The 15,198-nt window shown below is 69.8% G+C and carries 15 protein-coding genes; 11 read left to right on the top strand and 4 right to left on the bottom strand.

The window, feature by feature from the left end; translation table 11 throughout:
- Positions 1-4 precede the first annotated feature (4 nt).
- From murD to WD026_RS14650, 11 genes are all read left to right on the top strand, one after another.
- Positions 5-1,816 carry a UDP-N-acetylmuramoyl-L-alanine--D-glutamate ligase gene (murD, locus tag WD026_RS14600; RefSeq protein ID WP_425724389.1) on the top strand — a complete coding sequence of 604 codons (1,812 nt, stop codon included), beginning with the start codon at positions 5-7 and terminating at the stop codon, positions 1,814-1,816.
- 62 nt (positions 1,817-1,878) lie between these two features.
- Positions 1,879-3,096: a putative lipid II flippase FtsW gene (gene ftsW, locus WD026_RS14605; protein WP_425724496.1), complete on the top strand. Its 1,218-nt coding sequence runs from the start codon at positions 1,879-1,881 to the stop codon at positions 3,094-3,096.
- A complete protein-coding gene (gene murG / locus WD026_RS14610; protein ID WP_425724390.1) occupies positions 3,093-4,175 on the top strand; it encodes an undecaprenyldiphospho-muramoylpentapeptide beta-N-acetylglucosaminyltransferase in 1,083 nt (360 codons plus the stop codon). The genes ftsW and murG overlap by 4 nt, the downstream gene beginning before the upstream one ends.
- Positions 4,172-5,569 (top strand): UDP-N-acetylmuramate--L-alanine ligase, encoded by a 1,398-nt coding sequence (gene murC / locus WD026_RS14615; RefSeq protein WP_425724391.1) that lies wholly within the window; start codon positions 4,172-4,174, stop codon positions 5,567-5,569. Before murG ends, murC begins: the two co-directional genes overlap by 4 nt.
- Positions 5,566-6,504: a D-alanine--D-alanine ligase gene (locus WD026_RS14620; RefSeq protein WP_425724392.1), complete on the top strand. Its 939-nt coding sequence runs from the start codon at positions 5,566-5,568 to the stop codon at positions 6,502-6,504. The genes murC and WD026_RS14620 overlap by 4 nt, the downstream gene beginning before the upstream one ends.
- 19 nt (positions 6,505-6,523) lie before the next feature.
- Positions 6,524-7,351: a cell division protein FtsQ/DivIB gene (locus WD026_RS14625; RefSeq protein WP_425724393.1), complete on the top strand. Its 828-nt coding sequence runs from the start codon at positions 6,524-6,526 to the stop codon at positions 7,349-7,351.
- A gap of 22 nt (positions 7,352-7,373) precedes the next feature.
- Positions 7,374-8,603, top strand: coding sequence for a cell division protein FtsA (gene ftsA / locus WD026_RS14630; RefSeq protein ID WP_425724394.1), 1,230 nt, complete (start codon positions 7,374-7,376; stop codon positions 8,601-8,603).
- 152 nt (positions 8,604-8,755) lie between these two features.
- Positions 8,756-9,979: a cell division protein FtsZ gene (gene ftsZ / locus WD026_RS14635; protein ID WP_425724395.1), complete on the top strand. Its 1,224-nt coding sequence runs from the start codon at positions 8,756-8,758 to the stop codon at positions 9,977-9,979.
- A gap of 80 nt (positions 9,980-10,059) precedes the next feature.
- Positions 10,060-10,983: a UDP-3-O-acyl-N-acetylglucosamine deacetylase gene (gene lpxC / locus WD026_RS14640; protein WP_425724396.1), complete on the top strand. Its 924-nt coding sequence runs from the start codon at positions 10,060-10,062 to the stop codon at positions 10,981-10,983.
- 31 nt (positions 10,984-11,014) lie between these two features.
- On the top strand, positions 11,015-11,191 hold the full coding sequence (locus WD026_RS14645) for a hypothetical protein (protein WP_425724397.1): 177 nt from the start codon (positions 11,015-11,017) through the stop codon (positions 11,189-11,191).
- 96 nt (positions 11,192-11,287) lie between these two features.
- Positions 11,288-12,265: a hypothetical protein gene (locus WD026_RS14650; protein WP_425724398.1), complete on the top strand. Its 978-nt coding sequence runs from the start codon at positions 11,288-11,290 to the stop codon at positions 12,263-12,265.
- Here the strand turns inward: WD026_RS14650 and ruvC are convergent.
- Genes ruvC through mtgA form a run of 4 tightly spaced genes read right to left on the bottom strand, consistent with a single transcriptional unit; the run spans position 12,259 to position 15,191 of the window.
- The gene (gene ruvC, locus WD026_RS14655) at positions 12,259-12,807 is read right to left on the bottom strand and encodes a crossover junction endodeoxyribonuclease RuvC (protein WP_425724399.1); all 549 of its coding nucleotides are present in this window, start codon (positions 12,805-12,807) and stop codon (positions 12,259-12,261) included. The two genes, WD026_RS14650 and ruvC, sit on opposite strands and share 7 nt — an antisense overlap.
- Positions 12,808-12,833: 26 nt before the next feature.
- A complete protein-coding gene (locus WD026_RS14660) occupies positions 12,834-13,829 on the bottom strand; it encodes a phosphatidate cytidylyltransferase (protein ID WP_425724400.1) in 996 nt (331 codons plus the stop codon).
- A gap of 1 nt (position 13,830) precedes the next feature.
- The gene (locus WD026_RS14665) at positions 13,831-14,448 is read right to left on the bottom strand and encodes a lysophospholipid acyltransferase family protein (protein WP_425724401.1); all 618 of its coding nucleotides are present in this window, start codon (positions 14,446-14,448) and stop codon (positions 13,831-13,833) included.
- Positions 14,445-15,191: a monofunctional biosynthetic peptidoglycan transglycosylase gene (gene mtgA, locus WD026_RS14670; RefSeq protein WP_425724402.1), complete on the bottom strand. Its 747-nt coding sequence runs from the start codon at positions 15,189-15,191 to the stop codon at positions 14,445-14,447. Before mtgA ends, WD026_RS14665 begins: the two co-directional genes overlap by 4 nt.
- Positions 15,192-15,198: the final 7 nt, after the last annotated feature.

A 15,198-nucleotide genomic window follows, 5' to 3' on the forward strand; every position in this document is an offset into this window, starting at 1 on the left:
CACGATGCACGACCAGAACGTCCTCATCCTCGGACTCGGCATCTCGGGCCTGGCCATGGCCCGCTGGTGCACGCGCCAGGGTGCCCGCGTGACGGTGGCCGACACCCGCGAGGCCCCGCCCCAGCTGCAGGCCCTGCGCGAGCGCTGCCCGCAGGCCGGCTTCGTCGGCGGTCCGCTGGACGAGGCCCTGATGCAGCGCGAGGCCTGGACCCTGGTGGCCCGCAGCCCGGGCCTCTCGCCCGACAGCCTGGCCGCCGCCCGCGCCTGGGCCGCGCAGACCGGCACGCCCCTGGTGGGCGAGCTGGATCTGTTCGCCCAGGCCCTGCAGCAGCTGGGCCAGCGCGACGAACAACCCTACCGCCCGCAGGTGCTGGCCATCACCGGCACCAACGGCAAGACCACCGTCACCTCGCTCACCGGCCTGCTGCTGCAGCGCGCCGGCCAGCGCGTGGCCGTGGCCGGCAACATCGGCCCGGCGCTGCTGGACGTGCTGGCCGATGCGCTGGATGCCGAAGCCGCTGCCCGCGAAGCCGATGCGGTCCGCGCGGCTGAAGAAGCCCGTGAGGCCGAGGCCGCCCAGGCCGCTGCCGACCCCGCGGTCGAAACCCCGGTCGAGGCCACCGTTGCGGCCCATGGGGATGCCGGTGTGGATGCCGGTGTGCACGCCGATGCCGCCGACCCGGTCGACGACGAACCGCTGCCGCCACCGCTGGACGGCGAGGGCGACGAAGCCCCCGCGCCCGCTGCACCCGCCTATGTGCCGCCGCCCCACCTGCCCACCGCCTGGGTGCTGGAGCTCTCCAGCTTCCAGCTCGACGGCACGGCCGGTGGTGCCTGGGACGCGGTGCCCACCGCGGCCACGGTGCTCAACATCACCGAGGACCACCTCGACTGGCACGGCAGCATGGCCGCCTACACCCAGGCCAAGCGCGCCATCCACGGCACGGGCGCGCTCATGCTGCTCAACCGCGACGACCCCACCGTCATGGGCTTCCAGCCGCCGCTGGTCACGGTCAAGGTGTCCAACCGCAACCGCCAGGTCCCCGCCCGCGCGTGGAGCAGCTTCGGGCTGGATGCGCCCACCCGCCCCGGCGACTGGGGCGTGGAAACCGTCAACGGCATGGCCTGGCTGGTGCGTGCCGTGGCGCTGGACGAAACCCGCGCCCGCGGCCGCGGCGCGCCGGGCGAAGAAGAGGTGTACCTGCAGCGCCTGATGCCGGTGGATGCCCTGCGCATCCGCGGCCGGCACAACGCCGCCAACGCCCTGGCCGCCCTGGCCCTGGCCACCTCCACCGGCGCCAGCCTGGCCCCCATGCTGCACGGCCTGCGCGAATACCGGGGCGAGCCGCACCGGGTGGAGCCGGTGGGCATCGTCGGCGAGGTGGAGTACTTCGACGACAGCAAGGGCACCAATGTGGGCGCCACGCTGGCGGCCGTCACCGGCCTGGGGGCCGACCGCCGTCTGGTGGTCATCCTGGGCGGCGACGGCAAGGGGCAGGACTTCGTGCCGCTGGCCGCACCGCTGGCCCGCCATGCGCGCGCCGTGGTGCTGATCGGTCGCGATGCGCCGGCCATCCGCGCCGCCATCGGCGCCACCCTGACCGAGCGCGGCGTGCCGCTGCACGATGCCGCCGATCTGCCGGCCGCCGTGCGCGCCTGTGCCGGTCTGGCCCAGCCTGGCGATGCGGTGCTGATGTCGCCCGCCTGCGCCAGCCTGGACATGTTCGACAACTATGTGCACCGCGCCCGCGTGTTCGTGGATGCGGTGGGCACGCTGGCCGCCGACAGCGGCCAGAGCCTGGAGGGCGCGCTGTGAGTCGCCGTGCATCCGCTGCTGCCACCACCGCGCCGGTGCCGCTGTGGCAACGCCTGCGCAACCTGCTGGGCGGTGCCGGCGGCGACGGCCTGCCGGTGCGCCTGTCCAGCCGCAACTACGCCGGCACCCGCCAGGACGCGGTGCGCGAACTCGGCTTCGACCAGCCGCTGATGTGGGTGGCGGTGGCCCTGCTGGCCTGGGGCCTGGTGATGGTGTATTCGGCCTCCATTGCCCTGCCGGACAACCCGCGTTTCGGCAACTACGCGCAGTCCCATTTCGTCATCCGCCACGCCTTCTCCATGCTGGTGGGCCTGGTGGCTGCGCTGGTGGCTTTCCAGTTCCCGCTGCGCGCCTGGGAACGCATGGCGCCCTGGCTGTTTGCCGTGGCCCTGGTGCTGCTGGTGCTGGTGCTCATTCCCTTCATCGGCAAGGGCGTCAATGGCGCACGCCGCTGGATCTCGCTGGGCGTGATGAACTTCCAGCCCTCCGAGCTGGCCAAGCTGGCGGTGCTGCTGTATGCGGCCGACTACATGGTCCGCAAGATGGACGTGAAGGAGCGCTTCTTCAAGGCCGTGGCCCCCATGGGCGTGGCGGTGCTGGTGGTGGGCATGCTGCTGCTGGCCGAGCCCGACATGGGTGCCTTCATGGTGATCGTGGTGATCGCCATGGGCATCCTGTTCCTGGGCGGCGTGAACGCCCGCATGTTCTTCCTGATCGCGCTGCTGGCCGTGGCCTCGTTCGCCATCATGATCATGCTCAGCGACTGGCGGCGCGAACGCATCTTTGCCTACCTCGACCCCTGGAGCGAGGAGCATGCCCTGGGCAAGGGCTACCAGCTCTCGCATGCGCTGATCGCCATCGGGCGCGGCGAGCTGTGGGGCGTGGGCCTGGGCGGCAGCGTGGAAAAGCTGCACTGGCTGCCCGAGGCCCACACCGACTTCCTGCTGGCCGTCATCGGCGAGGAGTTCGGTCTGGTGGGCCTGCTGGTGGTGATCGGCCTGTTCCTGTGGCTGACCCGCCGCATCATGCACATCGGCCGCCAGGCCATCGCCCTGGACCAGGTGTTTGCCGGTCTGGTGGCGCAGGGCGTGGGCCTGTGGTTCGGCTTCCAGGCCTTCATCAACATCGGCGTGAACCTGGGGGCCCTGCCCACCAAGGGCCTCACGCTGCCGTTCATGAGCTACGGCGGCTCGGCCATCCTGCTCAACATGGTGGCGCTGGCCATCGTGCTGCGCGTGGACTACGAAAACCGCCAGCTGATGCGGGGGGCACGGGCATGACGAGCAAGCAACCTTGCGCCCTCATCATGGCTGGCGGCACCGGTGGCCACATCTTCCCCGGTCTGGCCGTGGCCGAAGCGCTGCGCGAACGCGGCTGGCGCGTGCACTGGCTGGGCGCCCCCGGCAGCATGGAAAGCCGCCTGGTGCCGCCGCGCGGCTTTGCGCTGGAGACCATCGACTTCGGCGGCGTGCGCGGCAAGGGCGTGCTCACGCTGGCCCTGCTGCCGCTGCGCCTGCTGCGCGCCTTCTGGCAGAGCATCCAGGTGGTGCGCCGGGTGCAGCCCGATGTGCTGGTGGGCCTGGGCGGCTACATCACCTTCCCGGGCGGCATGATGGGCGTGCTGCTGGGCCGCCCGCTGGTGCTCCACGAACAGAACTCGGTGGCCGGCATGGCCAACAAGGTGCTGGCCGGCGTGGCCGACCGGGTGTTCACGGCCTTCCCCAAGGCCATGGCCCAGGCGACCTGGGTCGGCAACCCGCTGCGCGCCGCCTTCCTGCAGCAGCCGTCGCCGGCCGAACGTTTCCACGGCCGCAGCGGCCCGCTGCGCCTGCTGGTGGTGGGGGGCAGCCTGGGCGCCCAGGCACTCAACCGCGTGGTGCCGCAGGCGCTGGCCCTGCTGCCCGAACCCGAGCGCCCGCAGGTGCTGCACCAGAGTGGCGAAAAACAGATCGACGCCCTGCGCGCCGCCTATGCCGAGGCCGGCGTGCAGGCCGACCTCACCCCCTTCATCGACGACACCGCCAGCGCCTATGCCCAGGCCGATCTGGTGATCGCCCGCGCTGGCGCCAGCACCGTCACCGAACTGGCGGCCGTGGGAGCCGCCGCGGTGTTCGTGCCCTTCCCGGCGGCGGTCGACGACCACCAGACCACCAATGCCCGCTTCCTGGTCGATGCCGGTGCCGCCTGGCTCGAACCCCAGGCCGGCCTGACCCCGCAGAAGCTCGCCCACCTGCTGCAGACCGTCAACCGCCGCCAGCTGCAGGACATGGCCGAACGCGCCCGTGCCCAGTGCAAGCCCGGCGCGGTCGATGCGGTGGTGGCGGCCTGCCACGAACTCGCGAAAGTCCCCGCTGCATGAAACACGCCATCCGTCACATCCATTTCGTGGGCATCGGCGGTGCCGGCATGAGCGGCATCGCCGAGGTGCTGCTCAACCAGGGCTTCCGCATCTCCGGCAGCGACCTGGGCGAGAGCGCCACCACCCGCCGCCTGCAGTCGCTGGGTGCGGTGGTGCATGTGGGGCATGACGCCGCCCACATCGAAGGGGCAGACGCCATCGTCACCTCCACCGCCGTGAAGGCCGACAACCCCGAGGTGGTGGCCGCGCACGCCAGGCTCATTCCGGTGGTGCCGCGCGCGGTCATGCTGGCCGAGCTCATGCGCATGAAGAAGGGCGTGGCCATTGCCGGCACCCACGGCAAGACCACCACCACCAGCCTGGTGGCCAGCGTGCTGGCCGAGGCCGGCATGGACCCGACTTTCGTCATCGGTGGCCGGCTCAACAGCGCCGGCGCGAATGCCGCTCTGGGCTCGGGCGAGTACATCGTGGTCGAGGCCGACGAATCGGATGCCTCCTTCCTGAACCTGTTGCCGGTGCTGTCGGTGGTGACCAACATCGACGCCGACCACATGGACACCTACGGCCACGACTTCGGCCGGCTCAAGGGCGCCTTCGTGGAGTTCCTGCACCGCATGCCGTTCTACGGCGCAGCGGTGGTGTGCGTGGACGATGCCGCCATCCGCGAGATCCTGCCGCAGATCGCCCGCCCCATCACCAGCTACGGCTTCAGCGACGACGCCCAGGTGCGGGCCATCGATGTGCGGGCCGAAGGTCCCTGCATGCGCTTCACCGTGCAGCGCCGCAACGGCGTGCAGCTGCCCGATCTGGACGTCACCCTCAACCTGCCGGGCCGCCACAACGTGCTCAACGCACTGGCCGCCATCGGCATTGCGGTGGAACTGGGCGTGCCGGACGACGCGGTGCTGCGCGCCCTCGCCGGCTTCAAGGGCGTGGGCCGGCGCTTCCAGCGCTACGGCGAGGCCGCGCTGCCCGGTGGCGGCCACTGCACCGTGGTGGACGACTACGGCCACCACCCGGTGGAGATGGCGGCCACGCTGTCGGCGGCGCGTGGTGCCTTCCCGGGGCGGCGTCTGGTACTGGCTTTCCAGCCGCACCGCTACAGCCGCACCCGCGACTGTTTTGAGGATTTCGTCAAGGTCATCGGCCAGGCCGATGCGGTGCTGCTGGCCGAGGTGTACGCCGCCGGCGAGGCGCCGATCGTGGCGGCCGACGGCCGTTCGCTGGCCCGCGCGCTGCGGGTGGCGGGCAAGCTGGAGCCGGTGTTCGTGGACGACATCGCCGCCATGCCGCAATCGGTGCTGGACAACGCGCGCGACGGGGACGTGGTGCTGTGCATGGGCGCAGGATCCATCGGCACCGTGGCCGGAAAAATCATGGAGTTGGCGCAATGAACGTGAAGGAATTCGGCAAGGTCGCCGTGCTCATGGGTGGACGCTCCGCCGAGCGCGAGGTCTCGCTCATGTCGGGCACCGGTGTGCTCAAGGCCCTGCAATCGAAGGGCGTGGACGCCCATGCCTTCGACCCGGCCGAGCGCGATCTGGGCGACCTCAAGCGCGAGGGCTTTGCGCGCTGCTTCATCGCACTGCACGGTCGCTTCGGTGAAGACGGCACGGTGCAGGGCGCGCTCGAACTGCTGGGCATTCCGTACACCGGCCCGGGCGTCATGGCCTCGGCCGTGGCCATGGACAAGCTCATGACCAAGCGCATCTGGCTGGCCGAGGGCCTGCCCACGCCGGCCTGGCGCCAGGTGCGCAGCGCCGCCGAGACCCGCGCTGCCTTCGCGGCCCTGGGCTCGCCCATGATCGTCAAGCCGGTGCGCGAAGGCTCCACCATCGGGCTGACCAAGGTCACCACGCTGGAGCAGTGCGACGCCGCCTATGTCCTGGCCGCCGGCCAGGACCCGATGGTCATGTGCGAACAGTTCATTGCCGGCGACGAGGTCACCTGCCCGGTGCTGGGCACGGGTGAGCAGGCCCGCGCCCTGCCGGTGATCCGCATCGTGGCCCCCGACGGCAACTACGACTACCAGAACAAGTACTTCACCGACGACACGAAGTACCTGGTGCCCTGCGGCCTGCCCGAGGGCGAAGAAGCCGCCATCCAGACCCTGGTGCTGAAGGCCTACCGCACCCTCGACTGCCGGGGCTGGGCCCGCGCCGACGTGATGATCGACGCCGCCACCCGCAAGCCCTACCTGCTGGAGATCAACACCTCGCCCGGCATGACCGGCCATTCGCTGGTGCCCATGTCGGCCCGCGCCACCGGCCTGGCCTACGAAGACCTGTGCCTGACCCTGCTGGCCAGCGCCGCGCGCGACAACGCCTGACCACCCAAGCGCCCACGACATGAGCACCACCGACCTGCCCCTGGACGTGAAGCTGATGGCCCTGGCCACGCAGCTCATGCTGGGCCTGCTCGCGCTCATGTGCCTGGGGGCCTTCGGCACCTGGCTGCTGCGCCACCCGGTGTGGACCGTCAAGGCCATCGAGGTGCAGGGCGACGTGCAGCACCAGAACGCCGTGGGTTTTCGCGCCCACCTGGCCACCCAGATGAAATCGCGCGTGTCGTCCAACTTCCTCACGGTGGACCTGCAGCAGGTGCGCGAACTGTTCGAGCAGGTGCCCTGGGTGCGCAGCGCGGTGGTGCAGCGCGAATTCCCCAACCGCCTGCGGGTGACGCTGGAAGAGCACGAGGCCGTGGCCTGGTGGGACCAGTCGGGGTCGGGTCGCCTGGTCAACCGCCAGGGCGAGGTGTTCGAAGCCTCGCCCGACGATGGCGACGGCCTGCCCGAACTCGCCGGCCCCACCGAACAGTCGGCCCAGGTGCTGGCGGTGTTCCGCCTGCTGCAGCCCGAGCTGCAGCGGCTCGACCTCGATCTGGACCGCCTTGAACTCAACGACCGCGGCAGCTGGCGGGCCCGCCTGGACAGCGGCGCCGTGGTCGAACTCGGCCGGGGCACGCCGGACGAACTGCTGCAGCGCCTGCGCCGCTTCACCGCCACGCTCAACCAGCTCACGCAGCGCTACGCCGGTGCCCTGCAGTCGGTCGACCTGCGTTACCCCAACGGTTACGCCCTGCGCGTGCGCGGCGTCACCACCACCGACAAGCCGATTCCCCCGCGCCCCGCCAGCGCACCCGTGCGCCCGTCCGCTGCCCGCCCCATCACCCGCTAGACCCGAAGACCCACAGAATATCATGGCCAAGGAATACAAGGACCTCGTCGTCGGACTGGACATCGGCACCGCCAAGATCATGGTGGTGGTGGCCGAGGTGCAGCCGGGCGGCACGCTCAAGCTCGCCGGGCTCGGCGTGTCGGCCAGTCACGGCCTCAAGCGCGGCGTGGTGGTCAACATCGACGCCACGGTGCAGAGCATCCAGCAGGCGCTGAAAGAGGCCGAACTGATGGCCGACTGCCGCATCGCCCGCGTCTACACCGGCATCACCGGCAGCCACATCCGGGGCATCAACAGCAGCGGCATGGTGGCCATCAAGGACCGTGAAGTCACACCCACCGACGTGGCCCGCGTCATCGAGACCGCCAAGGCCATCAACATCTCCACCGACCAGCGCCTGCTGCTGGTGGAGCCGCAGGAATTCGTGATCGACGGGCAGGAAGTGAAGGAGCCCATCGGCATGAGCGGCATCCGCCTGGAAGCCAAGGTGCACATCGTCACCGGCGCCCAGAGCGCGGCCGAAAACATCATCAAGTGCGTGCGCCGCTGCGGCCTGGAGGTGGACCAGCTCATGCTCAACCCGCTGGCCTCCAGCCAGGCGGTGCTGACCGACGACGAGAAGGAACTGGGCGTGGCGCTGGTGGACATCGGCGCCGGCACCACCGACGTGGCCATCTTCAGCGGCGGCGCCATCCGGCACACGGCGGTCATCCCGATCGCGGGCGACCTGATCACCAGCGACATCGCCATGGCGCTGCGCACCCCCACCAAGGACGCCGAGGACATCAAGGTCGAGAGCGGCTGCGCCAAGCAGCTGCTGGCCGACCCCGACCAGCAGGTCGAGGTGCCCGGCCTGGGCGACCGCGGCCCGCGCATGCTCAGCCGCCAGGCCCTGGCCGGCGTGATCGAGCCGCGCGTGGAAGAGATCTTCTCGCTGGTGCAGCAGGTGGTGCGCGACAGCGGCCACGAGGAAATGCTCTCCAGCGGCATCGTGCTCACCGGCGGCAGCGCCGTCATGCCCGGCATGGTCGAGCTGGGGGAAGACATCTTCCTCAAGCCGGTGCGCCGGGGCGTTCCCAACTACACCAGCGCCCTGTCCGACATGGTGGCCCAGACCCGGGCTTCCACCGTGATGGGCCTGCTGGAAGAAGCCCGGCTGGCCCGGGTGCGCGGCCACAAGGTGGCGCAGAAGGCCGGTTCGGTGTCGAGCGCCTTCGAGCGCGTGAAAAACTGGTTTGTAGGCACCTTCTGATGAAGACCATGCCCCACACCCCCCGCCTGTTCGGCTCCGGCCGAAGGCGACGATGTTGCACCGGCCCGCCCGACGGCTGACCGCCCAGAACAACACACGGATTTGATTTTTCAGAAACCCCGCAGACAGGCAACTGCACAAGGAGCATCCCCATGAGCATCGAAATGATCGAAGTCGAAGAATTCAACCAGGGCACCCAGATCAAGGTGATCGGCGTCGGCGGCGGCGGCGGCAACGCCGTGGAGCACATGATCGCCCGCAACGTCCAGGGCGTGGAATTCATCTGCGCCAACACCGATGCCCAGGCCCTGACCCGCAGCGCCGCCCACAAGACCATCCAGCTCGGCCTCACCGGCCTGGGCGCCGGCAGCAAGCCCGAGAAGGGCCGCGACGCCGCCGAGCAGGCCGTGGACCAGATCCGCGAGGCCATTGCCGGCGCACACATGCTGTTCATCACCGCCGGCATGGGCGGCGGCACCGGCACCGGCGCGGCACCGGTGATTGCCCGCGTGGCCAAGGAAATGGGCATCCTCACGGTGGGCGTGGTCACCAAGCCCTTCGACTGGGAAGGCGGCCGCCGCATGACCAACGCCGACGGCGGCCTGACCGAACTGGAGGCCAACGTCGACTCGCTGATCGTGGTGCTCAACGAGAAGCTGCAGGAAGTGCTGGGCGACGACATCACACAGGACGAGGCCTTCGCCCATGCCAACGACGTGCTCAAGAACGCCGTGGGCGGCATCGCCGAGATCATCAACGAGTACGGCAACGTCAACGTCGACTTCGAAGACGTGCGCACCGTCATGGGCGAGCCCGGCAAGGCCATGATGGGCACCGCCACCGCGGCCGGCCCCGACCGCGCCCGCATCGCTGCCGAGCAGGCCGTGGCCTGCCCGCTGCTGGAGGGCATCGACCTGTCCGGCGCCAAGGGTGTGCTGGTGCTGGTGACCGCTGCCAAGGGTTCGCTCAAGCTGTCCGAGTCCAAGCTGGCCATGAACACCATCCGCGCCTACGCCTCGCCGGAAGCGCATGTCATCTACGGCGCCGCCTACGACGACAGCCTGGGCGACGAGATGCGCGTCACCGTGGTGGCCACCGGCCTGTCGCGCCAGGGCGCCCGCCGCGCCGCCCCGCCGCTGCAGGTGCTGCGCACCGGCACCGACAACGTGCCCTTCAACGTGCCCACCATGAACGCCGCCGTGGCCGGCCCCGGCGCCGCCGCCCCGGCTGCGGCCCAGCCCGACTACCAGAGCATGGCCGTGCCCAGCGTGTGGCGCACCAACCGCACCCAGGCCGCCGCCCGGGTGGATGCCCTGGCCTCCGGCGGCATGGACGACTTCGAGATCCCGGCCTTCCTGCGCAAGCAGGCCGACTGATCCCGACGGCCCCCGGGCGGCGATCGAAGGGATAGCTTTCCTTCATGCCGCCCGGCGGGGCGAAAACCTAAAATCGCCGGATGCTCGCGCAACGAACCCTCAAATCCCTGACCAAGGCGGTCGGCGTCGGCCTGCACAGCGGTCAGCGGGTGGAACTCACCCTGCGGCCGGCCGCACCCGACACCGGCATCGTGTTCCGCCGGGTCGACCTGCCCGAGCCGGTGGACATTCCGGTCAACGCCCAGGCGGTCACCGACACCCGGCTGGCCTCCACCATCTCCAGCGGCGGCGCCAAGGTGCACACCATCGAGCACCTCATGAGCGCCTGTGCCGGCCTGGGGCTGGACAACCTCATGGTCGACATCACGGCCGAAGAGGTGCCCATCCTCGACGGCTCGTCCGCCTCCTTTGTCTACCTGCTGCAGAGCGCCGGCATCGTCACCCAGAACGCGCCCAAGCGCTTCATCCGCGTCACCCGCCCGGTGGAAGTGCGTGAAGGCGAGGGCCGCAGCCTCAAGTGGGCCCGCCTGGAGCCCTACCACGGCTACAAGCTCAGTTTCGAGATCGAGTTCGACCACCCGGCCGTCAACTCCACCGGCCAGCGCGTGGAGTTCGACCTGGGCAGCGGCAACTACTCGCGCGAGATCGCCCGCGCCCGCACCTTCGGCTTCACGCGCGACGTGGAAATGATGCGTTCCCATGGCCTGGCCCTGGGTGGCGGCCTGGACAACGCCATCGTCATGGACGACGTGAAGGTGCTCAACGCCGACGGCCTGCGCTATGGCGACGAGTTCGCCAAGCACAAGATCCTGGACGCCATGGGTGACCTCTACATCGTGGGCAAGCCCCTGCTGGCGGCGTACACCGCGTTCCGCAGCGGCCACGCCATGAACAACCAGCTGCTGCGTGCCCTGCTGGACCAGCCCGACGCGTTCGAGGTGGTCAGCTTCGAACGCGACCGCGAAGCCCCCGCCGGCTTCGCCCAGCTCGCCCCGGCCTGGTAAGCCACCGGCCTCCGCTGCCCTCTGCCTGGCCATGCTGCTGTTCCGCTGGACCGTCATGCTGCTGCTGCTGGCCGCCGGCGTGTGTTTTGCCTTCTACATCGGCACCGGCCAGGCCCGCTACCGCCAGTGGGGCCTGGTCATCCTCAAGTGGACCGTGCTGGCCGCCCTGGGCTTCTTCGGCGTGCTCATCCTCGAACGCCTGGTCTGACGGCCGACCGGCGGCTGCAACGCCGGCACTGCCTGCGTCACCCATCCCCATTCCCGCCACCGTGTCCGGCGGGCCACCAACGATGGGGAGTCTCGCATGACGGTGTCTTTGGGGGGCGTGGCCGATGCCATCAAGAGCAGACTCAAGGGGGCGGCCAACAGGGTCAAGGATGCCGTGCGCCGCGACCGTGGGCACGACGTGTCGCAGACCGAAGACCGGCTGACCGAGGAGGCCCGGAAAAAGCCCCAAAAGTCCAAAAAGACCGGGTTGAGTTCGAGCACGTCGGTGAGCGAGACGGACGCTGACGACTCCCTGGAGCCGGCGGAAAAAAAATCCGAGGCCCAGTGGCCGAAACCCGCCGAGCTGGCGCGCTACGGGAAGTTCCTGACCAACGACATCATTGGCGGAACCAGTTCGCATGCCGGACTTCAGGGTCTGCTCCACGATCTGTCCCGACCGGGTTCCGATCTCGAAGCCATGAAGCCGCACCTTGCTGACCATGCGGGGACGCATGTCAGGGTCACCATCGAGGAGCTGCCGCAAGACTTCGGTCTGCCCAAGAATGCCATCCAGCAATGGCTGCGCCAGTCGCACAAGACCGACAGCATGGCCGCCGACCTGAAGCAGTTCCTCACCCAGGAGCTGGCCCGTCAGGGCCACGGTGCCGCAGTGGCCGACTGGCTGTACCAGCAGATCCTGGCGGCCGGCTCCACCTGCATGGCCGCCCTGGAACTGGAGGATGGACACATCGAGCGCTGCCAGGAGTACCTGCAGAGGACCATCACCGAGATCAGGGCCAATGCAGCGCAGTTCAACACCCCGGCACTGGCAACCACCCTGCTGGCCCGGTGGCAGGATGCCGACACGGCCCGCCTGAAGCAGGACAACGAACGCATCCAGGCCTTGAGCCGATGGGTTCAGACGGCTTCAAAGGACGACCCCGATACCGGGAAGTCCGTCCAGGTGTCCCGAAAGCTCAAGCCCCATCCGACGCCCCGGGATCGGACGTATTCCATCCGGCAGGAGACCGTCTCCGCGAGTGAAACCTCGCAGGACGACTTCAGCGATCAGTAACTCCGCCCGTCCTTGTAAGCCGCATGCGTGCGTGCCCTGAGCGGCGCCACACGTTCGATGGCCTGGGTGGTGCGGCTCACCTGGGCATGGGTGATGGCCAGGCCCAGGGCGTCGGCGGCGTCCTTGCCGGGCTGGCCGGGCAGGGCCAGCAGGCGCTGCACCATGGCCTGCATCTGTTCCTTGGTGGCGCGGCCGTAGCCCACCACCGCCTTCTTCAGCTGCAGGGCGGTGTACTCGGCCACCGGCAGGTCGTTGACCACCAGCGCGGTCAGGCAGGCGCCCCGGGCCTGGCCCAGCAGCAGGGTGGCCTGCGGGTTGACGTTGACGAACACGATCTCGCAGGCGGCCACCTGCGGCTGGTAGCGGCCCACCACCTCGGTGATGCCGTCGAACAGCACCTTCAGCCGCCCGGGCAGCAGGGCGCCGTCGCGCGGGCTGGTGGTGATGGTGCCGCTGGCCACGTAGTGCAGGCGCGGGCCGTCGACGTCGATCACGCCGAAGCCGGTGCACTGCAGGCCGGGGTCGATGCCGAGGATGCGCATGGGATGCCTCTGTGGGGGCGGTGGGGTCAGAGCTGGAAGGTCCAGCGCACCGAATGGAAGAACACCGGGGCGGCCAGGCACAGGGCGTCCACCCGGTCCAGCAGGCCGGCCGCGCCGGTGACCGACTTGCTGGCGCCGCCCCAGTGGGTCACGCCCCGGTCGCGCTTGATGGCCTTCATGACCACGTGGCCCAGGGTGCCGGCCACGCAGGCCACCAGGGCCATGGCCAGCGCCGGCAGCGGCTTGAACGGGGTCAGGCCGGCCAGCAGGGCACCCACCAGGCCGCCGGCCAGCAGGCCCATGCCCCAGCTGCGCCAGTGAAAGCTGTCGCTGATGGCGGGCGCCACCGGCCGCTGCAGCCCACGCGCGGCCAGGTGCTGCACCAGCATGCAGGTCTGCACCACCAGCACCAGAAAGAACACCAGAAAGGCGGTGTTGCCCTGCCAGCGCGGAAACTCCAGCAGCAGCAGGGCCGGCACATGGCTCAGGCCGTACACGCAGACCATGATGCCCCACTGCAGCTTGGCATTGCGCTCCAGGAAGCGGTGCGGGTCGTTGCGCAGGGCACTCACCACCGGGATGGCCAGGAACACATACACCGGGATGAACACGGTGAACAGCGCCACCTGCCCGGTCCAGACCAGGGCGTACTGCACCGGCAGCACCACGAAGAAGGCCAGCACCAGGCTGCGGTGGTCGCCCCGTCGGGTGGGCGAGAGGCTGATGAATTCGCGCAGCACGAAGAACGACACCAGCCCGAACAGCACGATGGCCACATGCGGCCCGGCGGTCCAGCCCACCCAGAACACGATGGCCATGACCCACGAGCTGCGCAGCAGGGCCTGGTTGTCCAGCGTGCGCTGGGTGCGGATGCGGGCCGCGTCGGCGTCGATGTCGTGGTGCTTCTCGCGCAGCGACAGCAGCACCTGCACCACGGTGGCCAGGGCCAGCAGGCCGAACACCGCCACGAACAGCAGGCTGACCTGCTGGCCGGGCGTGAGGCTGCGCAGGAAGCTGCCCATGTCAGATGTCCCTCAGTGCCATGACGGCCAGCCGCGCGCGGGCCAGGAAGTCGGCCCGGGGCTCGTCGGCCCCCAGGCGGACCGGTTCGCCGAAGGTGACCGAGCACAGCACCGGCACCGGCACCACCTCGCCCTTGGGCATCACGCGCTGCACGTTGTGGATCCAGGTGGGCACCAGCACCACGTCCGGGAAGCGCAGGGCCAGGTTGTACAGGCCGCTCTTGAAGGCCTGCGGGTCTTCCTCGAAGCCGCGCGTGCCTTCGGGGAACAGGATCAGCGAGTCGCCGCTCTCCAGCGCCTGGATGAGGGGCTGCAGCGGGTCTTCGTCGCCCTTGCGTTCGCGTTCCACATAGACCGCGTTGAACACCTCGGTGGTGATCCACTGCTTCAGGCGCGAGGCGGTCCAGTAGTCGCGCGCGGCGATCGGCCGGGTGATGCTGCGCAGTTCCTGGGGCAGCGCGGCCCAGATCAGCACCAGGTCGGCATGGCTCTGGTGGTTGGCAAAGTAGATGCGCTGCTCGGCCTTGGGCGGGCAGCCGTACCAGCGCGCCTGCGCGCCGGTGAGCAGGCGCACGAAGCCCAGCAGCGCGTAACCCACGGCGGTGGCGGCCAGCCTCATGGCAGGGCCACCGCGCCCATGCGCGCCACGATGGTGCCGGTGCGGCGGGCCAGATACGCCGAGCCCTGGCGGGTTTCAAAGAAGCGCGGGCTGGGCAGCATGACCGCCAGGCGGGCTGCCTCGTAGGGCGTGAGGCGGCTGGCCGGCTTGCGGAAGTAGTGCTGGGCCGCGGCCTCGGCCCCGAAGACGCCTTCGCCCCATTCCACGCTGTTGAGGTAGATCTCCAGGATGCGCTGCTTGCTCAGCACGGCCTCCAGCATGAGGGTGAGCACCAGTTCCTGGCCCTTGCGCAGCAACTGGCGCTCGCCCGAGAGCAGCAGGTTCTTGGCCAGCTGCTGGGTGATGGTGGAGCCGCCCACGATCCTGGGTTCCCGCCCGGGGCGGGCCGGGTTGCGGGCGGCGCGCTGTTCGGCCTGGGCCTGGCGGCGCTCGTTCTTCTGCCACGCGGTCTGGATGGCGTCCCAGTCCACGCCGCCGTGGTCCACGAAGCCGGCGTCTTCCGAGGCGATCACGGCGCGCTGCAGGTGCGGGCTGATCTGGCCCATGGGCACCCACTGCTGTTTCCAGCGCCAGGTGCTGTCGCCCTGCACGCTCTCACGCGCCACCCGGAACGCCTCGGAGCGCTGGAAGGCGGTGCTGTGCGGATCGGCCCAGGCCATGAAGGCAATGCGCCCCAGAAAGGCCAGCTGCAGCGCCACACCGGCGAGCAGCAGCCACAGCAGCCAGCGACCGAATGCCCGCACCCGGGGC

It is taken from the genome of Hydrogenophaga sp. R2 (assembly GCF_049843595.1).
Classification (GTDB): Bacteria; Pseudomonadota; Gammaproteobacteria; order Burkholderiales; family Burkholderiaceae_C; genus Hydrogenophaga.

Coding starts and splice junctions, on each gene's coding strand:
- murD (WP_425724389.1), top strand. CDS start 5: ATGCACGACCAGAACGTCCTCATCCTCGGACTCGGCATCTCGGGCCTG.
- murG (WP_425724390.1), top strand. CDS start 3,093: ATGACGAGCAAGCAACCTTGCGCCCTCATCATGGCTGGCGGCACCGGT.
- murC (WP_425724391.1), top strand. CDS start 4,172: ATGAAACACGCCATCCGTCACATCCATTTCGTGGGCATCGGCGGTGCC.
- WD026_RS14620 (WP_425724392.1), top strand. CDS start 5,566: ATGAACGTGAAGGAATTCGGCAAGGTCGCCGTGCTCATGGGTGGACGC.
- WD026_RS14625 (WP_425724393.1), top strand. CDS start 6,524: ATGAGCACCACCGACCTGCCCCTGGACGTGAAGCTGATGGCCCTGGCC.
- ftsA (WP_425724394.1), top strand. CDS start 7,374: ATGGCCAAGGAATACAAGGACCTCGTCGTCGGACTGGACATCGGCACC.
- ftsZ (WP_425724395.1), top strand. CDS start 8,756: ATGAGCATCGAAATGATCGAAGTCGAAGAATTCAACCAGGGCACCCAG.
- lpxC (WP_425724396.1), top strand. CDS start 10,060: ATGCTCGCGCAACGAACCCTCAAATCCCTGACCAAGGCGGTCGGCGTC.
- WD026_RS14645 (WP_425724397.1), top strand. CDS start 11,015: ATGCTGCTGTTCCGCTGGACCGTCATGCTGCTGCTGCTGGCCGCCGGC.
- WD026_RS14650 (WP_425724398.1), top strand. CDS start 11,288: ATGACGGTGTCTTTGGGGGGCGTGGCCGATGCCATCAAGAGCAGACTC.
- ruvC (WP_425724399.1), bottom strand. CDS start 12,807: ATGCGCATCCTCGGCATCGACCCCGGCCTGCAGTGCACCGGCTTCGGC.
- WD026_RS14660 (WP_425724400.1), bottom strand. CDS start 13,829: ATGGGCAGCTTCCTGCGCAGCCTCACGCCCGGCCAGCAGGTCAGCCTG.
- WD026_RS14665 (WP_425724401.1), bottom strand. CDS start 14,448: ATGAGGCTGGCCGCCACCGCCGTGGGTTACGCGCTGCTGGGCTTCGTG.